The sequence below is a fragment of the Streptomyces sp. NPDC036813 genome, from assembly GCF_055609245.1.
The window spans coordinates 298199-315811 of the sequence record NZ_JBVJPV010000001.1; the positions used below are offsets into that span (position 1 = coordinate 298199).

A 17613-nucleotide genomic window follows, 5' to 3' on the forward strand; every position below is an offset into this window, starting at 1 on the left:
GCGGCCCGTCGGGTTCCCGCGCGCACCGGATGCCGCTACTGCCGGTACCCGCTCAGGAACCGTCCGATCCGGCCGATCGCCGCCTCCAGGTCCTCCGCGTGCGGCAGGGTCAGGATGCGGAAGTGGTCGGGGGCGGGCCAGTTGAAGCCGGTGCCCTGGACGACCTGGATCTTCTCGCGCAGCAGCAGGTCGAGGACGAACTTCTCGTCGTCGTGGATCTTGTGGACCTTCGGGTCGAGCCGCGGGAAGGCGTACAGCGCGCCCTTGGGCTTCACGCACGACACGCCCGGGATCTCGTTCAGCTTCTCCCACGCCACGTCCCGCTGCTCCCGCAGCCGGCCGCCGGGCGCGGTCAGCTCGCGGATGGACTGCCGGCCGCCGAGCGCGGCCTGGATGGCGTACTGGGCGGGCGCGTTGGCGCACAGGCGCATCGAGGCCAGCATGGTCAGGCCCTCGAGGTAGTCCTTCGCATGCCGCCGGGGGCCCGTGACCACGAGCCAGCCGGAGCGGAAGCCGGCCACGCGGTACGTCTTGGACAGGCCGCAGAAGGTGAGGACGACCAGGTCGGGGGCGAGCGATGCGGCCGAGTGGTGCACGGCGTCGTCGTAGAGGATCTGGTCGTAGATCTCGTCGGCGAACACCATCAGGCCGTGCCGGCGGGCGAGGCCGAGGACGCCCTCGACGATCTCCTTCGGGTAGACCGCGCCGGTGGGGTTGTTGGGGTTGATCAGGACGACCGCCTTGGTACGGTCGGTGATCTTCGACTCCATGTCGGCGAGGTCCGGGTACCACTCGGCCTGCTCGTCGCACAGGTAGTGGACCGCCTTGCCGCCCGCGAGGGTCGTCACGGCCGTCCACAGCGGGAAGTCCGGGGCGGGGATGAGGATCTCGTCGCCGTCCTCGACCAGCGCCTGCACGGCCATGGAGACCAGCTCGCTCACGCCGTTGCCGAGGAACACGTCGTCGACGTCGACCGGGAGGCCGAGGGTCTGGTACCGCTGGGCGACCGCGCGGCGGGCGGAGAGGATGCCGCGCGAGTCGGTGTAGCCGTGCGCCTGCGGCAGCATCCGGATCATGTCCTGGAGGATCTCCTCCGGCGCCTCGAAACCGAAGAGGGCCGGGTTGCCGGTGTTCAGCCGCAGCACGCTGTGCCCGGCCTCCTCCAGCGCGTTCGCGTGCTCGATCACCGGCCCGCGGATCTCGTAACAGACCTCGCTGAGCTTGTTCGACTGCCGGAACTCCATGCGCCCCTCCGGAAACTCGTGTTGCTTGGTTTTACCAAGTGGAAGCTTGGAAAGTCCAACAACCCGTCTAGACTGCGTCGCATGTCACCCCGCACGCGCCGTAGTTACGACCAGTACTGCTCCGCCGCCCGCGCCCTCGACGTCGTCGGCGACCGCTGGACCCTGCTGATCGTCCGGGAACTGCTCGCCGGACCGCGCCGCTACACCGACCTGCACGCCGACCTGCCGGGCGTCAGCACGGACGTGCTCGCCTCACGGCTGAAGGACATGGAGCAGGGCGGCCTCACCACCCGCCGCCGGCTGCCCCCGCCGGGCGCCGCCTTCGTCTACGAACTGACCCCGCGCGGACGGCGGTTGCTGCCCGTGCTACAGGCCCTCGGCACCTGGGGGGAGGCCGAACTGGGGGAGCGGCGGCCCACCGACGCCGTCCGCGCGCACTGGTTCGCCCTGCCGCTGCTGCGCGCGATCGACGGCCAGGGGCTGGTCGAAGTGCGCCTCGAGGAAGGCGTGTTCCATCTGCACGCCGGCGCCCAGGAGGGCCCGGTCTACGGCGACGGCGCCGCGCCCGGCGAGCCCGACGCCCTGCTCGTGATGGACGCGCAGACCTGTGCGGCGCTCTCCCGTGGCGAGACGAGCCTCGCCGACGCGATCCGCGGCGGCCGCGTCGAGGTGACCGGTGACGGCACCCTCGCCAAGGAACTGCGCGAAGGGCCCGCCGCATAGCGCATGCGGCGGGCCCTCTCAGCGGCTCGTCAGGCGTTCGGCGGCACGTGGGACGGGCGACCCCGTCCACGCGTCAGCGCGTACCCGCCGATGCCCGCGAGGGCGGCCAGTACGCCGCCGATCGCGGTCCACACCCAGCGGTCGGACCACCAGCCGGACGACCAGCCGCCGTCCGGCTCGACACTCGCCAGCACGGCCGCCTTCTTCGAGTCGTCCTTGTCCTGGCGCGCCTTGACGGCGACGCCCGGCACCAGTGGCTCGGCCAGCAGGCCGTCCACGGCCGCCGCGCCGCCGATGTCCTTGGACTCCACCCGCAGTTCGGCGTTCACCGGCTGCCCGAGGTCGGCCGTCTGCACGCCGACCGCCGTCAGCCGGACGTAGTACGTGCCCGGCAGCGGGTCGTTCGCCCACGGCTCGGACCAGGCGCGCACGGTGCGCAGCACGCAGGTCAGCTCCAGCGAGGAGGTGCCCGCGTCCGCCGTGCGGGTCTGTGCGCCGTACTGGCAGGCCTGACGGCGCCTGAGGCCGTCGTACACGTCGACCTGCCAGGTCTGCGTGGTGTGCGTCTGCGGCAGCTTCACCGTCGCCTTCACGGTGGGCCGCTGCTTCGCGTCCGCGGGGAACGACCAGTACAGGTAGTCACCCGTGGAGGCGCTCGCGGTGGCGGTCTGCCCCTGCTCCACCTCCGTCGCCGTACGGAACGACGTGCCTGCCGACGCCGGTGCCGTACCGGACCCGGACGGGCTCGGCGACGGGGACGAGTCGGCCGCAGCGGGGGCGGCGGCGAGGCCGAGCGTCAGCAGGGCCGCGCCCAACGCGGTGGTGATCCTCATCAGTTCGTCCTCCACACCGCGACACGCCAGCGCGACAGCCAGCCCCACACCACACCCGCGAGGAAGCCGATCAGCACCAGCAGACCGAGCAGCCACCAGCCGCGCCCGAGACCGAAGGACGCCACGTCGTCCGCCTGCGACGGACCGTCGACCACGTCCACGGTCAGCTCCAGCGGCATGCCGGGCGTGGCCTTCACACCGGGCGCCGCCGAGAAGGAGTTCGTCACCGCGAGGCACACCGTCTCCGCCGGGGCGTTGTCGTCGTCGCTGTCGGCCTTCGGGTAGCGCAGACCCGTCGAGATCACGTCGGTGCGGCCGGTGCCGGCCGCCTCACCACGCACGATCTCCCTGCCGTGCACCGTGACCGCGCGCAGCAGCACACCGTAGTCCGGGTGCAACGAGCGGTCCGCGGCCACGCTCACCGAGGCGCGCAGCTCCTGGCCGGGCTTCACGTCCACCCGGTACCAGCGCTGCTGCCCGAACTCCTCGCGGTCGGTGTAGAGGCCCGAGTTCAGCGTCGGTGCCTTGGTGCACGAGGACGCGCCGTCGGTGGCGACCGGCGTGACCACCGGGTCGGCCGCCCGGTCCACCAACTGGTTCACCTTGTCGGTGAGTTCGTCGGTGTGCTCCACCGACGTGTAGGTGCCGCCGGTGGCCTCGGCGATGCAGCTGAGCTGCCGGCGCATCTTCACGTTCGGCACCAGGCCGAGGGTGTCGATGGTCAGGCCGATGCCCTTGGCGGCTATCTCGCGGGCCACCTCGCACGGGTCGAGCGGGGCGCAGGTGTCCTCGCCGTCGCTGATCAGCACGATCCGCTTGGAGCCGGTACCGCCGTCGAGGTCCCCGGCCGCCTTGAGCAGGGCCGGTCCGATCGGCGTCCAGCCGGTCGGGTTGAGCGTGGCCACCGCCGTCTTGGCCTCGGTGCGGTCCAGCGGGCCGACCTTGTACAGCTGCGCGGTGTCCTTGCAGCCGGTCTGCCGGTCGTCGCCCGGGTAGGTGGCGCCCAGCGTGCGGATGCCGAGCTGCACCTCCTCGGGTGTCGCGTCCAGCACCTCGTTGAACGCCTGCTTGGCCGCCGACATGCGCGACTGCCCGTCGATGTCCCGCGTCCGCATCGACCCGCTGACGTCGATCACGAGGTCGACCTTCGGCGCGCTTGCGGTGGTCTCGTCGGCGACCGCCCCGGCCGGGCACGCGAGCCCGGCCGCGAGCGCGGCGAGCAGGGCGCCGACGCCCGCCGCCAGCCGTTGTCTTCTGATCATCGGCGGATCTTATTGATCTCCGCCTCCCGGCTCCAAAACGGTCCGTCAGGCGAGCGGTGAGGACGGACGCGTCCACGGGCCCCGGGATGCGAAAGCCGTCAGGCGAGCAGACGCGGCAGCCGTGTCCCGGGGGTCCCGGGGCTCCGTGGTCCGGGAGCCCCGGAGCATGAAAGCGGTCAGGCCAGCGGGCACGTCAGCCCCGTCCACTGGTCCCCGGGCACGTCCGGCGTCAGCCGCATCAGCGTCAGCGCCTTCACCGGCAGCGGCTCCTGACACAACGCCACCAGGTCGGAAGTGGGCGGCAGATCGGCTACGGCCGCAGCCAAGGCCCCCTGCAGTGCCGGACCGTTGCCCGCGGTGGCGGCCAGCGCGCCCGCCACCAGGGAGCCGAACAGCTTGCGCCGCAGCGTCGTCACGTCGTCCGTGACGATCCGGCCCGCGAGGTCACCGGGAACCGCGATGCCGTGGCGGGCCAGCCGGGCCGGACTGACCCGGATGTCGGCGAGGTCCCGGTACACCAGCCGCCGCGGCTCGCCCGCCGGGCCCAGCACCACCAGCAGGTTCTGCCCGTGCGCCTCCAGCGCCGCGCCCAGCTCCAGCAGCCGCAGCCCCACGAACAGCGCCAGCCGGGCGAAGTCCGCGAGCCAGGCGGAGGAATGCGGTCCGGGAAGAGCCGCCACCGGCACCACCTGCTCACCGGGCCCCGCGTACACCTCCGGCGCCTCGCGCAGCTGTGCCGCCAGGTCGGGGGAGTGGGCCGTCGCCGCGCCCAGCGTGCGCGTGACGTGCAGCAGCCCGTCCGTGTGCCCGGCCAGCCGCTCGCCGAACTCCGACAGCGAGGCCGCCATGCGCACCGAGCCGACCGAGATGTCCCGCACCGAGGACGTCAGCCGGGCGCTCAGCGCGGTCTTCACGTGCGGGCCGCCGGGCAGCGCGAGCGTACGCAGCGCCATCAGCGGATGCGCGGCCAGCGTGGCCTGACCGGTCCGCTTGAGCACATGCTCCGCCTGCCACGGATGCACCGGCAGCAGCAGTCGCTCCCCGTCCCGCAGCCACTTCGGCCAGCCACCCGTCAGCAGGCACCGCTCCGCGGGCACCGGCAGCAGTTCCAGCTCCACCACCGGCCGGTGCTCGGGCGCGTACGCCAGCTGCTCCGCCACCGAGAAACCGGGCCGCGAGCGGCAGCAGGGATGGTAGGGATGCCCGTCCACGACCCGCTGCTCCCACTCCCAGCCCCGCGCGGGCCGCCCCTGCGGGCGCCCCTCCTGCCCGGCCCGGGACAGCGCGAGCGAGGCGACACTGTGCCCCAGCTCGGTCGCGAAACCCGCCGCGTGCGGCACCGCCAGGTCCGTCATCAGCCGCTCCGGCCGCTCGTACGCCATCCCGTCGAGGTGTACGGCGCCGACGTACGCGCCGGTGGCGTACGCGTCCGGCACGGGGCCGTGGAGCCGGCGGCCGTCCGCGAGGTGCAGGGTGAGGCCGTCGCCGTTCGCCTCACGGCGCGTGATCCAGGGCAGCGGTTCGTGGCCGAGGCCGCGCCACAGGCGGGTCAGCACGGCGGCGCGCGCGCCGGGCAGCGCGGCCCGGTACCGGGGCACCAGGCCGGGACGCTCGGCGGCGAGTTCGGCGGCGACCTCCGCCTCGGCGGTGGGGGGTCGGTGCACGGGCGGGCTCCTCGGGTACGCGGACGGCGTCACGGCGGGCCGTGACGGCGGGGATACTGATCGTCTCCGACCGACAGGACCGTAGGGAACGAGTGGATCGCGTGGACCTCCTGCCTCCCACCATCGGCGATTTCCCGCCGCGCGACGACCTCGCCGCCCGGGCCGACGCCTACGCGGCGGCGCCCCTGCTGAACTGCCTGCTGCGCGAGGTCGCCGAACCGGTGGGCGCCGACGACGCCTGGCGGGTGCACCGGCTGGCCGCCTCCGGGCGGCTGCTGCGGGTACGCGGCACACGCCGGCCCGCCCGTCCCGAGGTCCGGGCGGACGGCGTCTGGCGGCCGCTGGACCACCGTGGCCTGGTCGCCCTCGTCGCGGACGAACTGCGCCGGCACACCGGGCTCGCCAACCCCGATCTGCCCGCCGAGATGACCGACAGCCGGGACGTGGTCGCCGCCCTGCTGGCCGCGCGCGCCACCGCCACCGCGCCCGCCGACCCGTATCTGCGCTCCGAGCAGTCCCTGATCACCGGCCACCCCCACCACCCCGCCCCGAAAGCGCGGGGCGGCGGCCCGCCGGCCGCGTGGCTGCCCTACGCCCCGGAGGCGCACGCCCGGTTCCCGCTGACGCTGCTCGGCGTGCGCGCGGACACGGTCGCGCAGGAGGGCGACACCAGTGCCCTCGACGCGCTCGGGGAGGCACCGCCCGGCTACCGGCTGCTGCCCGCCCACCCCTGGCAGCTTCGGCTGGCGGCGCCCGCCCTCGAGGACGCGTTCGCCGACGGCCGTCTGATCCGGCTGGGCGCGACCGCGTTCGCGGTGTGGCCGACGGCCGCGATCCGCACCGTGTACGCGCCGGAGCTCGACGTGTTCCTCAAGTTCAGCCTGGACGTGCGGATCACCAACGACATCCGCCGGCTGTGGGAGCACGACCTGCGCAGGCTGCGCCGTACGGACAAGGCCGTCAGGCACGCCTTCGCGGCCCTCGGCGGCCCGTCGGCCTGGCTGAGCGACCGCGGTCACCGCACGGCCGCCTTCGCCCATGAGGAGCTGGCCGTCGTCGTCCGCGACGGCCTGCGCGGGGCCGTCCTGCCCGGCGCGACCCCGCTGCTCGCGGCCGGCCTGGTGGAGGGCTTCGACGGCAACCCGCTCGCCGCCGCGGCCGACCCGGCGGCCTGGTGGGAGGCGTACCTGCGCGCGGTCGTGCCGCCCGCCCTCGCCGCCTACGCCGACCACGGCGTCGTCCTGGAGGCGCACCTGCAGAACACGCTGGTCGCGGTCGACGCCGAGGGGATGCCCGTCCAGGCCCTCTTCCGGGACGCCGAGGGCGTGAAGCTGCTGCCCGAGGTGACACCTCGGGCCGGGTGGGAACGGCTGGTGTACTGCCTGGTCGTCAACCACCTCACCGAGATCGCCGCCGCGCTCGCCGAGCACCACCCCGGCCTGGACCCGTGGCCGGCGGCGCGCCGCGAACTGGCCCGCCACGATCTGCCCGAGGTCGCCGCGCTGCTGGCCTCGCCCACCCTGCCCGGCAAGACCAACCTGCTGCTGCGCTGGACCGCGGCGGACGGCGCGGCGGCCCGCTACCTGCCGCTGCCCAACCCGCTGGCACTCACCTGACCTGCCGTAGGCTGGCCGGTGTGCTGCGCGACGTGACCGCTGTTCGATACGTGACCCCGCTGAGGTCGGGCGGCTCCGTGCCCGCCGTCGTCGAGGCCGACGACCAGGGGACCTACGTCGTGAAGTTCACCGGCTCGGCGCAGGGGCGCAAGGCGCTGGTCGCCGAGGTGATCGTGGGGGAGCTGGCCCGGGCTCTGGGGCTGCGCTTCCCCGAGCTGGTGCTGGTGCACTTCGACCCGGCGATCGCCGCCGACGAACCGCACCAGGAGGTGCGCGACCTGCACGACGCCTCCCACGGGCTCAACCTCGGCATGGACCATCTGCCGGGCGCGGTCGACTTCACCCCCGAGGTCGCGCGGGCCTTCCCCGTGGACCCCTTGGAGGCCGGCCGGATCGTCTGGCTCGACGCGCTCACCGCGAACGTCGACCGCACGGTCCACAGCTCCAACCTGATGGTGTGGCCCACCCTCGGCGTCGCGCCCCCACGGCTGTGGCTCATCGACCACGGCGCCGCTCTCGTCTTCCACCACCGCTGGGACGGCGCCGACCCCGAGAAGGCCTACGACTTCCGCCACCACGCCCTCGGCCACTACGGCCCCGACGTGCGCGCCGCCGACGCCGAACTGGCGCCCCAGGTCACCGAGGAGCTGCTGCGCGCGATCGTCGCCGAGGTCCCGGACGCCTGGCTGACGGACTTCGCGAGCCCCGAGGAGATGCGCGAGGCCTACGTGGCGTATCTGTACGCGCGCGTGCGGGCCTCGGGGAAGTGGCTGCCCAGCGACTTCCCCAGCCGCGAGGAGCTGGCCGCGGACGAGGCGCGGCGGGCGGCGCGCACCCAGGCGGGCCGCCCGGACTGGCTGAAGCGGGTCCCCGATCTGCACGGCAAGCCGGCCGCACAGCAGGACTGGTCGGTCCATCTGGGCTGAACGGGCCGAGCGGCCCCGGGGACGCCCCGGGGCCGCTCGGATCGTCGGGGCCGCGTGTCAGCCCTTGAGCTGCTCGTACGCCGGCAGGGTGAGGAAGTCGGCGTAGTTCTCGTCGAGGGAGACCTGGAGCAGGAGGTCGTGCGCCTGCTGCCAGTTGCCGGCGGCGAAGGCCTCGTCGCCGATCTCCTTGCGGATGTTCTCCAGCTCCTCGGCGGCGACCTTGCGGGCGAGGTCGGCGGTGACCTTCTCGCCGTTGTCCAGGACGACACCGGCGTTGGTCCACTGCCAGATCTGGGAGCGGGAGATCTCGGCGGTGGCCGCGTCCTCCATCAGGTTGAAGATCGCGACGGCGCCGAGGCCGCGCAGCCAGGCCTCGATGTAACGGATGCCGACCTGGACGGCGTTGACCAGACCGCCGTAGGTGGGCTTGGCGTCCAGGGAGTCGACGGCGATCAGGTCGGCCGCCTTGACGTCGACGTCCTCACGCAGACGGTCCTTCTGGTTCGGCTTGTCGCCGAGGACCTTGTCGAAGGACTCCATGGCGATCGGAACCAGGTCGGGGTGGGCGACCCAGGAGCCGTCGAAGCCGTCGCCCGCCTCGCGGTCCTTGTCGGCGCGGACCTTCTCGAAGGCGACCTTGTTGACCTCGGCGTCCCTGCGGGAGGGGATGAACGCCGCCATGCCGCCGATCGCGTGCGCACCGCGCTTGTGGCAGGTGCGCACGAGGAGTTCGGTGTACGCGCGCATGAACGGGGCGGTCATCGTCACCGCGTTGCGGTCCGGAAGGACGAACTTCTCGCCGCCGTCACGGAAGTTCTTGACGATGGAGAACAGGTAGTCCCAGCGGCCGGCGTTGAGCCCGGCGGCGTGGTCGCGCAGCTCGTAGAGGATCTCCTCCATCTCGTACGCCGCCGTGATCGTCTCGATCAGGACGGTGGCGCGGATGGTGCCCTGCGGGATGCCGAGATAGTCCTGCGCGAAGACGAACACGTCGTTCCAGAGGCGGGCCTCGAGGTGCGACTCCGTCTTCGGGAGGTAGAAGTAGGGGCCCTTGCCGAGGTCGAGCAGGCGCTGGGCGTTGTGGAAGAAGTACAGGCCGAAGTCGACGAAGGCGCCCGGGACCGGGGTGCCGTCGGCGCCGACGAGGTGGCGCTCGTCGAGGTGCCAGCCGCGCGGCCGCATGACGACCGTGGCGAGCTGCTCGTTCGGCTTGAGCGCGTAGGACTTGCCCGACTTCGGGTCGGTGAAGTCGATGCTGCGGGTGTAGGCGTCGATCAGATTGAGCTGGCCGAGGACGACGTTCTCCCAGGTGGGGGCGGAGGCGTCCTCGAAGTCCGCGAGCCAGACCTTGGCGCCCGAGTTCAGGGCGTTGATGGTCATCTTGCGGTCCGTCGGGCCGGTGATCTCGACACGGCGGTCCTGCAGCGCGGCCGGGGCCGGGGCGACCTTCCAGGAGTCGTCCGCGCGGATGGCGGCCGTCTCCGGCAGGAAGTCGAGCGTGGAGGTGCGGGCGATCTCGGCGCGGCGCTCGGCACGGCGGGCGAGGAGTTCCGCGCGGCGCGGCGTGAACCGCTGGTGCAGCTCGGCCACGAAGGCGAGCGCCGCGTCGGTGAGGACCTCTTCCTGCCGGGGCAGGGGCTCGGCGTCGACGATGGCCAGCGTGGACGGCGCTGGTGCGGACATGAGCGGTCACTTCCTTACGGGGGGCTGTTTCAGCGAACCACGTGCAACGCCACTCTGCCCTGGCACGGGGTGCCTACAGGCAGAAAATGGGGCGGTTCGCACCCGCTGTGCGGTCGGGTGCTTCTGAACAGTGGATAGTAGTTATCGCATAGTGGAAGTTCAATGGTTTGTTGATGTCGAGATTCTCTGAGTCGAGCAAAGGTGGCGCTCGGTGCCACCCCGTTCACTGAAGGTGGCCCAGGTCGGCCTCGGTGTCGATGTCGTACGGCCGCGCCACCTCCCCGCACTCGATGAGCCGTATCTCACGCGCGTGCGCCCGCAGGTACGCGCGTGCCCCACGGTCGCCGGTGGCGGTCGCCGCCACGCCCGCCCAGTGGGCCGCGCCCAGCAGGACCGGATGCCCGCGCACACCGTCGTAGGCGGCCGACGCGAGGCTCTGCTCGTCGTCGTAGGCGGCAAGCACCCGCGCGACGGCCTGCGCCCCGATCCCCGGCTGGTCCACGAGCGAGACGAGCGCGGCCCGCGCCCCCGTCCCGGCCAGCGAGGCGAGCCCGGCCCGCAGCGAGGACCCCATCCCCTGCTCCCAGTCCGCGTTCTCCACGAGCACGCACCCCTCGAGCCGCGCCCGCTCCCGTACGGCGTCGGCGGCCGCCCCCAGCACCACGTGCACGCGCGTGCACCCGGCCGCCCGCAGCACCCCGACGGCGTGCTCCACCAGCGGGCGGCCCCGGTGCTCCAGCAGCGCCTTGGGCCGCCCGCCGAGCCGCCGGCCGCCCCCGGCGGCGAGCAGCAGCCCGGCGACGGCGTCGGTGGGATTTCTGGTGCCGGTGGGGCGAGGTGTCGTCATACGCCCTGCATACCGCACCGGACCGGGCCACGGGTTCACGCTGTGCAGCAACTCGATGACGCAGCGGACTGGCGCGGCGCGGGCGAGGTGTCGTTTACTGTCTCCCCCGCCCCGGCTCACCGCACCGGCGCGGGCCGGACGGCTCAGGGAGATCGCACGACGGAGTGCGAAGGGGAGGGCTGTGTTGCGGAGCGTTCAGCACATGCCGGTCACCGGTGGCGAAGGGGACCTGCGCGCGAGCCGGCTGCGCGCGGCGGCATCCCGCCTGCACCGCGAACTCGCCGCCTACCGGGCCGAGTTACGGGACCGGGACATAGCCGAGGAAGAGCTGGCCGCACTGACGGCCATGGCCGCCCGGGGCACCCCCGAGCCGGCCCTGCTGCACCGCTCCCTGCTGCTGATAGCGGGAGCGATCGGCTCGGTGAGCGCCCTGTCGGCGGCCCTGAGAGAGGTCCGCGCGGCGGTGGAGGCATTCAGCGCACCGGGGTGACCCTGAACGCGGGCAGTGCGGTGCCCGGCGTTCAGCGCGCCGGGGTGCCCCTGAGCGCCGGGCAGGGCAGCGCCGAGAAGGGGCGCGGGGAACTGCGCGACAAGCCACCGTGCACCCGCACCCGCCGGATAACCGCACCCGGCGGACGAGAAGGCGCCTGCCCGGCCGCCGCAGGCACCGGGCAAGCCGCCGAACCGCCGGAGGTTACCCGCCGACGTACGCCGCGAGGTGCTCACCGGTCAGAGTCGACCGCGCGGAGATCAACTCCGCCGGCGTGCCCTCGAAGACGACCCGCCCGCCGTCGTGTCCCGCGCCCGGCCCCAGGTCGATGATCCAGTCCGAGTGGGCCATGACGGCCTGATGGTGCTCGACCACGACGACCGACTTCCCGGAGTCGACCAGCCGGTCGAGCAGGCCGAGCAACTGCTCGACGTCGGCCAGGTGCAGACCCGTCGTCGGCTCGTCCAGGACGTAGACGCCGCCCTTCTCGCCCATCTGCGTCGCCAGCTTCAGCCGCTGCCGCTCTCCGCCTGACAGTGTGGTGAGCGGCTGGCCGAGCGTGAGATACCCGAGCCCGACGTCGGCCAGACGGTCCAGGATCCTGTGCGCCGCCGGCGTACGCGCCTCCCCGTCGGCGAAGAACTCCTCCGCCTCGGCCACCGACATCGCCAGCACCTCGCTGATGTCGCGGCCGCCGAGCTTGTACTCCAGCACCGACGCCTCGAAGCGCTTGCCTTCGCACTCCTCGCAGGTCGTGGCGACCCCGGCCATCATCGCCAGGTCGGTGTAGACGACGCCGGCGCCGTTGCAGGTGGGGCAGGCGCCCTCGGAGTTCGCGCTGAACAGCGCCGGCTTGACGCCGTTGGCCTTGGCGAACGCCTTGCGGATCGGCTCCAGCAGTCCGGTGTACGTCGCCGGGTTGCTGCGCCGTGAGCCGCGGATCGGGGTCTGGTCGATGGACACCACACCGGCGTCGGCCGGCATCGACCCGTGCACGAGCGAGCTCTTGCCGGAGCCGGCGACACCCGTGACCACGACCAGGACGCCGAGCGGGATGTCGACGTCCACGGACCGCAGGTTGTGCGTCGTGGCATCCCGGATCGCCAGCTTTCCGGTAGGCGTGCGGACCGTCTCCTTCACGCGGGCCCGGTCGTCCAGGTGGCGTCCGGTGAGGGTGCCACTGGCCCGCAGTTCCTGCACCGTGCCCTCGAAGCAGACCGTGCCGCCCGCCGTGCCGGCGCCGGGGCCGAGGTCGACGACGTGGTCGGCGATCGCGATCAGCTCCGGCTTGTGCTCCACGACGAGCACGGTGTTGCCCTTGTCCCGCAGCTGGAGCAGCAGGTCGTTCATGCGCTGGATGTCGTGCGGGTGCAGGCCGATGCTGGGCTCGTCGAAGACGTACGTCACGTCGGTGAGGGACGAGCCGAGGTGGCGGATCATCTTCACACGCTGGGCCTCGCCGCCGGAGAGGGTCCCGGCCGGCCGGTCGAGCGAGAGGTAGCCGAGGCCGATCTCCACGAAGGCGTCGAGGGTGTCGCGCAGGGAGGCGAGCAGCGGCGCCACGGAGGGCTCGTCCAGCTCGCGCACCCATGCGGCCAGGTCGCTGATCTGCATCGCGCAGACGTCGGCGATGCTCAGGCCCTTGATCTTCGAGGACCGGGCGCCCTCGTTGAGGCGGGTGCCCTCGCACTCGGGGCAGGTCGTGAAGGTGACCGCCCGCTCCACGAACTCCCGGATGTGCGGCTGCATCGCCTCCTTGTCCTTGGCGAGCATCGACTTCTGGATGCGCGGGACCAGACCCTCGTAGGTCATGTTGATGCCGGCGATCTTCATCCGGGTCGGCTCGCGGTACAGGAAGTCCTGGAGTTCCCGCTTGGTGAACTTCCGGATCGGCTTGTCCGCGTCGTAGAGGCCGGACTCGGTGTAGAGGCGGTGGTTCCAGCCGCCGGACTTGTAGCCGGGGACCATCAGCGCGCCCTCGCTGAGGGACTTGCTGTCGTCGTAGAGCTGGGTGAGGTCGATGTCGGTGACCGAGCCGCGGCCCTCGCAACGGGGGCACATGCCGCCGGTGATGCTGAACTGGCGGCGCTCCTTCACGCTCTGCCCGCCGCGCTGCACGGTGACCGCGCCGGCCCCGCTGATCGAGGCGACGTTGAAGGAGAACGCCTTGGGGGAGCCGAGGTGCGGCTTGCCGAGGCGGCTGAAGAGGATGCGCAGCATCGCGTTGGCGTCGGTGGCGGTGCCGACGGTGGAGCGCGGGTCGGCGCCCATGCGCTGCTGGTCGACGGTGATCGCGGTGGTCAGGCCGTCCAGGACGTCGACGTCGGGGCGGGCGAGGGTCGGCATGAAGCCCTGGACGAAGGCGCTGTAGGTCTCGTTGATCATCCGCTGCGACTCGGCGGCGATCGTGTCGAACACCAGGGAGCTCTTGCCCGAGCCGGAGACGCCGGTGAACACCGTCAGCCGGCGCTTGGGGAGCTCGACGCTGATGTCCTTGAGGTTGTTCTCGCGCGCCCCGTGCACGCGGATCAGGTCATGGCTGTCGGCGGCGTGGCCGGTCCCCGTGGCCTTGGTCATGGCGTCTCCATCCGTTCAGACCCTCGATCACGGACACCCTCGGCGCCCGCCGGCCCGACCGACGCCCCACGGGTACCCGTGCCGCTCACGCTACGTGGAACCGGGGGGCGAGCGCTTCTCGAATCCTGACCTTCGCCTGCGGCGGCGGACGGGATCTGCGGTACGGGCGCGGAACCCGTCCGCCCGACGGGGGTGTGTTGTGGTGGGCGTCCGCCTGCGGGGTGATTGCGTCAGCCTTGCGTCAGCCTTGCGGCGTGCGCGGGAGCGTGCGGCTGCCTGTGGGGTGCCTCGGGGCGCTTCCGAGGCCCCAGGCCCCCTACGCCGCCAGAGCGGGGGCTCGTCGGTACGACGGGGTGCGCTCGGCCCCGTCCACCTGCGGGGTGTGCCGGGACTCCGACGCGTCAGAACTCGGCGTCGCCACGTCGCCTCGGCTGGGCCCCTTGCGTCCTGCGCCAGCGCCCGGGGCCGGGGAGCACGCCCGCGCCCACGGCCCTGCGAGCGGCCTGAGCAGGTGGTCCTGGTGGACGCGCACGCCCGCGCCCACGGCCCTGCGAGCATGCCCGCGTCCATGACCAGGCGAGCGTGTCTGCGCAGGTGGTACTGGTGTACGTCCCCCGCCGGTGGTCCTCGCGTCGCCTTGACCCTGACGGCTTCCACTGGTGGCCCTGGCGTCGCCTTGGCCCTGACGGCCTCGCCGACCTGGCCCCGGGATGGCGGTACTCGGGTGGCGGTCTGCGCCGGGCTTCACGCCGTCCCGCCCCTGGCGTCCACGGCCCCTTCGGGCCTGGCGGCTGGTGTCCCTGCCGATGTGCGCTCCGCGCCACGGGCGGCCGGTGCCTGCTCGCCGCTCCGCGGTCCGTGTCTTCGGCGGTCGGTATGCCGCGCCACGGGTGGGCCTCGTCGGCCGGGGCCCCGGGTGGCGGTCTGCGCCGGGCTTCACGCCGTCCCGCCCCTGGCGTCCACGGCCCCTCTGGGCCTGGCGGCTGGTGTCCCTGCCGAGGTGCGCTCCGCGCCCCGGGCGGCCGGTGTGTGTCCGCCGCTCTGCGCTTCGCGTTTTCGGCGGCCGGTGTGCTCGCCGCTCTGCGCTCCGCGCCCCGGGCGGCCTGTGCCCGCTCGCCGCCCTGCGGTCCGTGTCTTCGGTGGCCGGTGTATGCCGCCCTGCGCTCCGTGTCTTCCGCGGCCGGTGCCTGCGGCCCTGGCTCAGGGCCCGCGGCCGGCCGCCCCGGTGCCGCGCCCCGGCCGCAGGCCGGGTCACCGGGTGCATCCTCGGGCGCCGGCGGCGAGATCCTGCCGCGCGCGCCCCCGGCAGGGGTCAGCCGCCGTTGTTGCCCGAGCTGGTCAGCGCTTCGGAGAGTTCCTCGGCCACCTGCTGGAGGATCGGGACGATCTTTTCCGTGGCGGCTTCCGTGACGCGGCCCGCCGGGCCCGAGATCGAGATGGCCGCCGCCGTGGGGGAGTTCGGTACCGAGACCGCGAGGCAGCGGACGCCGATCTCCTGCTCGCTGTCGTCGATCGCGTAGCCGAGCCGGCGCACCTCCTCCAGGGAGGCCAGGAAGTCGTCCGGCGTGGTGATCGTCTTGTCCGTCGCCGCCGGCATCCCCGTGCGGTACAGCAGGGCCCGTACCTCCTCCGGCGGGTAGTCCGCGAGCAGCGCCTTGCCCACACCCGTGGAGTGCGGCAGCACCCGGCGACCGACCTCGGTGAACATCCGCATCGAGTGCTTGGACGGCACCTGCGCCACGTACACGATCTCGTCGCCGTCCAGCAGCGCCATGTTCGCCGTCTCGCCGGTCTCCTCCACCAGGCGGGCGAGATACGGCCGCGCCCAGGTGCCGAGCAGGCGCGCGGCGGACTCGCCGAGGCGGATCAGGCGCGGGCCGAGGGCGTAGCGCCGGTTGGTCTGCTGGCGGACATAACCGCACGCGACCAGCGTGCGCATCAGGCGGTGGATGGTCGGCAGGGGCAGTCCGCTGCTCGCGGACAGCTCGCTGAGGCCGACCTCGCCACCGGCGTCCGCCATGCGCTCCAGCAGGTCGAAGGCGCGCTCCAGGGACTGGACACCCCCCGTGGCGGCGGGTTTGGCGGAGTCGGTGGTGCTGGCGCTGGACGTCGGCACGGCGCGTTCCTTTCGGGACTGACTGAAGAGGCAGCAGCCTACCCGGCAGTCGGTTGACTCCCCGCTTGTGCGTAGCTACGTTCTATCTGACGGAATTCTAATTCCGCTTTGTGGAAACGTCCAGGGTGGGCGGATCGGGTGCACTGTGGATGAGTGTGCCCTTGACGACGCGAAGACGGGAGTGAAGACTCCCGAAGTAGCTTCAACAGTTCGTTGAAATTCCGCTGTGTGGAAGACGCACGGAGGCCGCCGAGGCCTTCGAGGCGGCCCACGGTGGCAGAGAGAGGGGTCCGGGTGTCCGACGCTGAACTGGTCCTGCGTTCGAGGCGCGTCATCACTCCCGAGGGGACGCGGCCCGCGTCCGTCGTGGTCGCCGACGGCACGATCACCGCCGTACTCGACCACGACGCGGAGGTACCGGCCACGGCCCGCCTGGAGGACTTCGGCGACGACGTCCTGCTGCCCGGCCTGGTCGACACGCACGTGCACGTCAACGACCCGGGCCGCACCGAGTGGGAGGGCTTCTGGACCGCCACCCGCGCCGCCGCGGCCGGTGGCATCACGACCCTGATCGACATGCCGCTCAACTCCCTGCCGCCCACCACCACGGTCGACAACCTGCGCGTCAAGCAGGACGTCGCCCGCGACAAGGCGCACATCGACGTCGGCTTCTGGGGCGGCGCCCTGCCGGACAACGTCAAGGACCTGCGCCCGCTGCACGACGCCGGCGTCTTCGGCTTCAAGTGCTTCCTGTCGCCGTCCGGCGTGGACGAGTTCCCGCACCTCGACCAGGAGCAGCTCGCCCAGTCCATGGCCGAGATCGCCGGCTTCGACGGCCTGCTGATCGTGCACGCCGAGGACCCGCACCACCTCGCCGCCGCCCCGCAGCACGGCGGCCCCAAGTACACGGACTTCCTCGCCTCCCGCCCGCGCGACGCCGAGGACACCGCCATCGCGAACCTCATCGCGCAGGCCAAGCGGCTGAACGCGCGCGTGCACGTGCTGCACCTGTCCTCCAGCGACGCGCTGCCGCTGATCCGCGCCGCCAAGGCGGAGGGCGTGGCGATCACCGTCGAGACCTGCCCGCACTACCTGGCCCTCACCGCCGAAGAGGTCCCGGACGGCGCCAGCGAGTTCAAGTGCTGCCCGCCCATCCGTGAGGCCGCCAACCAGGACCTGCTGTGGGAGGCGCTCGCCGACGGCACGATCGACTGCATCGTCACCGACCACTCGCCGTCCACCGCCGACCTCAAGACCGACGACTTCGCCACCGCCTGGGGCGGCATCTCCGGCCTCCAGCTCAGCCTCTCCGCCGTGTGGACCGCCGCGCGCGAACGCGGCCACGGCCTCGAGGACGTCGTCCGCTGGATGTCGCAGCGCACGGCCGCCCTGGTCGGCCTCGGTTCCAAGGGCGCCATCGAGGTCGGCCGCGACGCCGACTTCGCCGTCCTCGCCCCCGACGACACCTTCATCGTCGACCCGGCCGAGCTCCAGCACCGCAACCGCGTCACCGCCTACGCCGGCCGCACCCTGTACGGCGTGGTCAGGTCGACCTGGCTGCGCGGCGAGCGGATCGTCGCCGACGGCGAGTTCACCGAGCCCAAGGGCCGTCTGCTCAACCGGTCCGCCTGA

Annotated in this window: 13 protein-coding genes; 5 read left to right on the forward strand and 8 right to left on the reverse strand. The window is 72.7% G+C overall.

The window, feature by feature from the left end; all coding sequences use genetic code 11:
• Positions 1-35: 35 nt before the first annotated feature.
• Positions 36-1244 (reverse strand): pyridoxal phosphate-dependent aminotransferase, encoded by a 1209-nt coding sequence (locus ACZ67Q_RS01240; RefSeq protein WP_471174923.1) that lies wholly within the window; start codon positions 1242-1244, stop codon positions 36-38.
• Between the two features lie 81 nt (positions 1245-1325).
• Between ACZ67Q_RS01240 and ACZ67Q_RS01245 the strand changes: the two genes are divergently transcribed.
• Positions 1326-1967, forward strand: a complete 642-nt coding sequence (locus ACZ67Q_RS01245) for a winged helix-turn-helix transcriptional regulator (protein ID WP_471174925.1) — start codon at positions 1326-1328, stop codon at positions 1965-1967.
• Positions 1968-1996: 29 nt separating this feature from the next.
• Here the strand turns inward: ACZ67Q_RS01245 and ACZ67Q_RS01250 are convergent, their stop codons facing one another.
• The 3 genes from ACZ67Q_RS01250 to ACZ67Q_RS01260 form a co-directional block, all read right to left on the reverse strand.
• Positions 1997-2800, reverse strand: coding sequence for a hypothetical protein (locus tag ACZ67Q_RS01250; protein ID WP_471174927.1), 804 nt, complete (start codon positions 2798-2800; stop codon positions 1997-1999).
• Positions 2800-4062, reverse strand: a complete 1263-nt coding sequence (locus tag ACZ67Q_RS01255) for a VWA domain-containing protein (protein ID WP_471174929.1) — start codon at positions 4060-4062, stop codon at positions 2800-2802. The genes ACZ67Q_RS01250 and ACZ67Q_RS01255 overlap by 1 nt, the downstream gene beginning before the upstream one ends.
• A 176-nt stretch (positions 4063-4238) precedes the next feature.
• A complete protein-coding gene (locus ACZ67Q_RS01260; protein WP_471174931.1) occupies positions 4239-5726 on the reverse strand; it encodes an IucA/IucC family protein in 1488 nt (495 codons plus the stop codon).
• A 92-nt stretch (positions 5727-5818) separates the two neighbouring features.
• Here ACZ67Q_RS01260 and ACZ67Q_RS01265 point away from each other — a divergent pair, with 92 nt between their 5' ends.
• Both ACZ67Q_RS01265 and ACZ67Q_RS01270 read left to right on the forward strand, forming a co-directional pair.
• Positions 5819-7342 carry an IucA/IucC family protein gene (locus ACZ67Q_RS01265; RefSeq protein ID WP_471174933.1) on the forward strand — a complete coding sequence of 508 codons (1524 nt, stop codon included), beginning with the start codon at positions 5819-5821 and terminating at the stop codon, positions 7340-7342.
• A gap of 20 nt (positions 7343-7362) precedes the next feature.
• Positions 7363-8268 carry a HipA family kinase gene (locus tag ACZ67Q_RS01270; protein ID WP_471174935.1) on the forward strand — a complete coding sequence of 302 codons (906 nt, stop codon included), beginning with the start codon at positions 7363-7365 and terminating at the stop codon, positions 8266-8268.
• A 57-nt stretch (positions 8269-8325) separates the two neighbouring features.
• Here the strand turns inward: ACZ67Q_RS01270 and aceB are convergent, their stop codons facing one another.
• Both aceB and ACZ67Q_RS01280 read right to left on the reverse strand, forming a co-directional pair.
• Entirely contained in the window at positions 8326-9951 is a 1626-nt protein-coding gene (gene aceB, locus ACZ67Q_RS01275; protein WP_471174937.1) for a malate synthase A, read from the reverse strand.
• Between the two features lie 223 nt (positions 9952-10174).
• Positions 10175-10798 (reverse strand): nucleotidyltransferase family protein, encoded by a 624-nt coding sequence (locus tag ACZ67Q_RS01280; protein WP_471174939.1) that lies wholly within the window; start codon positions 10796-10798, stop codon positions 10175-10177.
• A 181-nt stretch (positions 10799-10979) separates the two neighbouring features.
• On the opposite strand from ACZ67Q_RS01280, the gene ACZ67Q_RS01285 reads away from it, so the two are divergent.
• Positions 10980-11288: a DUF5955 family protein gene (locus ACZ67Q_RS01285; protein WP_471174941.1), complete on the forward strand. Its 309-nt coding sequence runs from the start codon at positions 10980-10982 to the stop codon at positions 11286-11288.
• 204 nt (positions 11289-11492) lie between these two features.
• Here the strand turns inward: ACZ67Q_RS01285 and ACZ67Q_RS01290 are convergent, their stop codons facing one another.
• Positions 11493-13865, reverse strand: coding sequence for an ATP-binding cassette domain-containing protein (locus ACZ67Q_RS01290; protein WP_471174943.1), 2373 nt, complete (start codon positions 13863-13865; stop codon positions 11493-11495).
• A gap of 1312 nt (positions 13866-15177) precedes the next feature.
• Positions 15178-15981: an IclR family transcriptional regulator gene (locus tag ACZ67Q_RS01295; RefSeq protein WP_471174945.1), complete on the reverse strand. Its 804-nt coding sequence runs from the start codon at positions 15979-15981 to the stop codon at positions 15178-15180.
• Positions 15982-16275: 294 nt separating this feature from the next.
• Between ACZ67Q_RS01295 and allB the strand changes: the two genes are divergently transcribed.
• Complete coding sequence (gene allB / locus ACZ67Q_RS01300; RefSeq protein ID WP_471174947.1) at positions 16276-17613, forward strand: allantoinase AllB; 1338 nt, start codon at positions 16276-16278, stop codon at positions 17611-17613.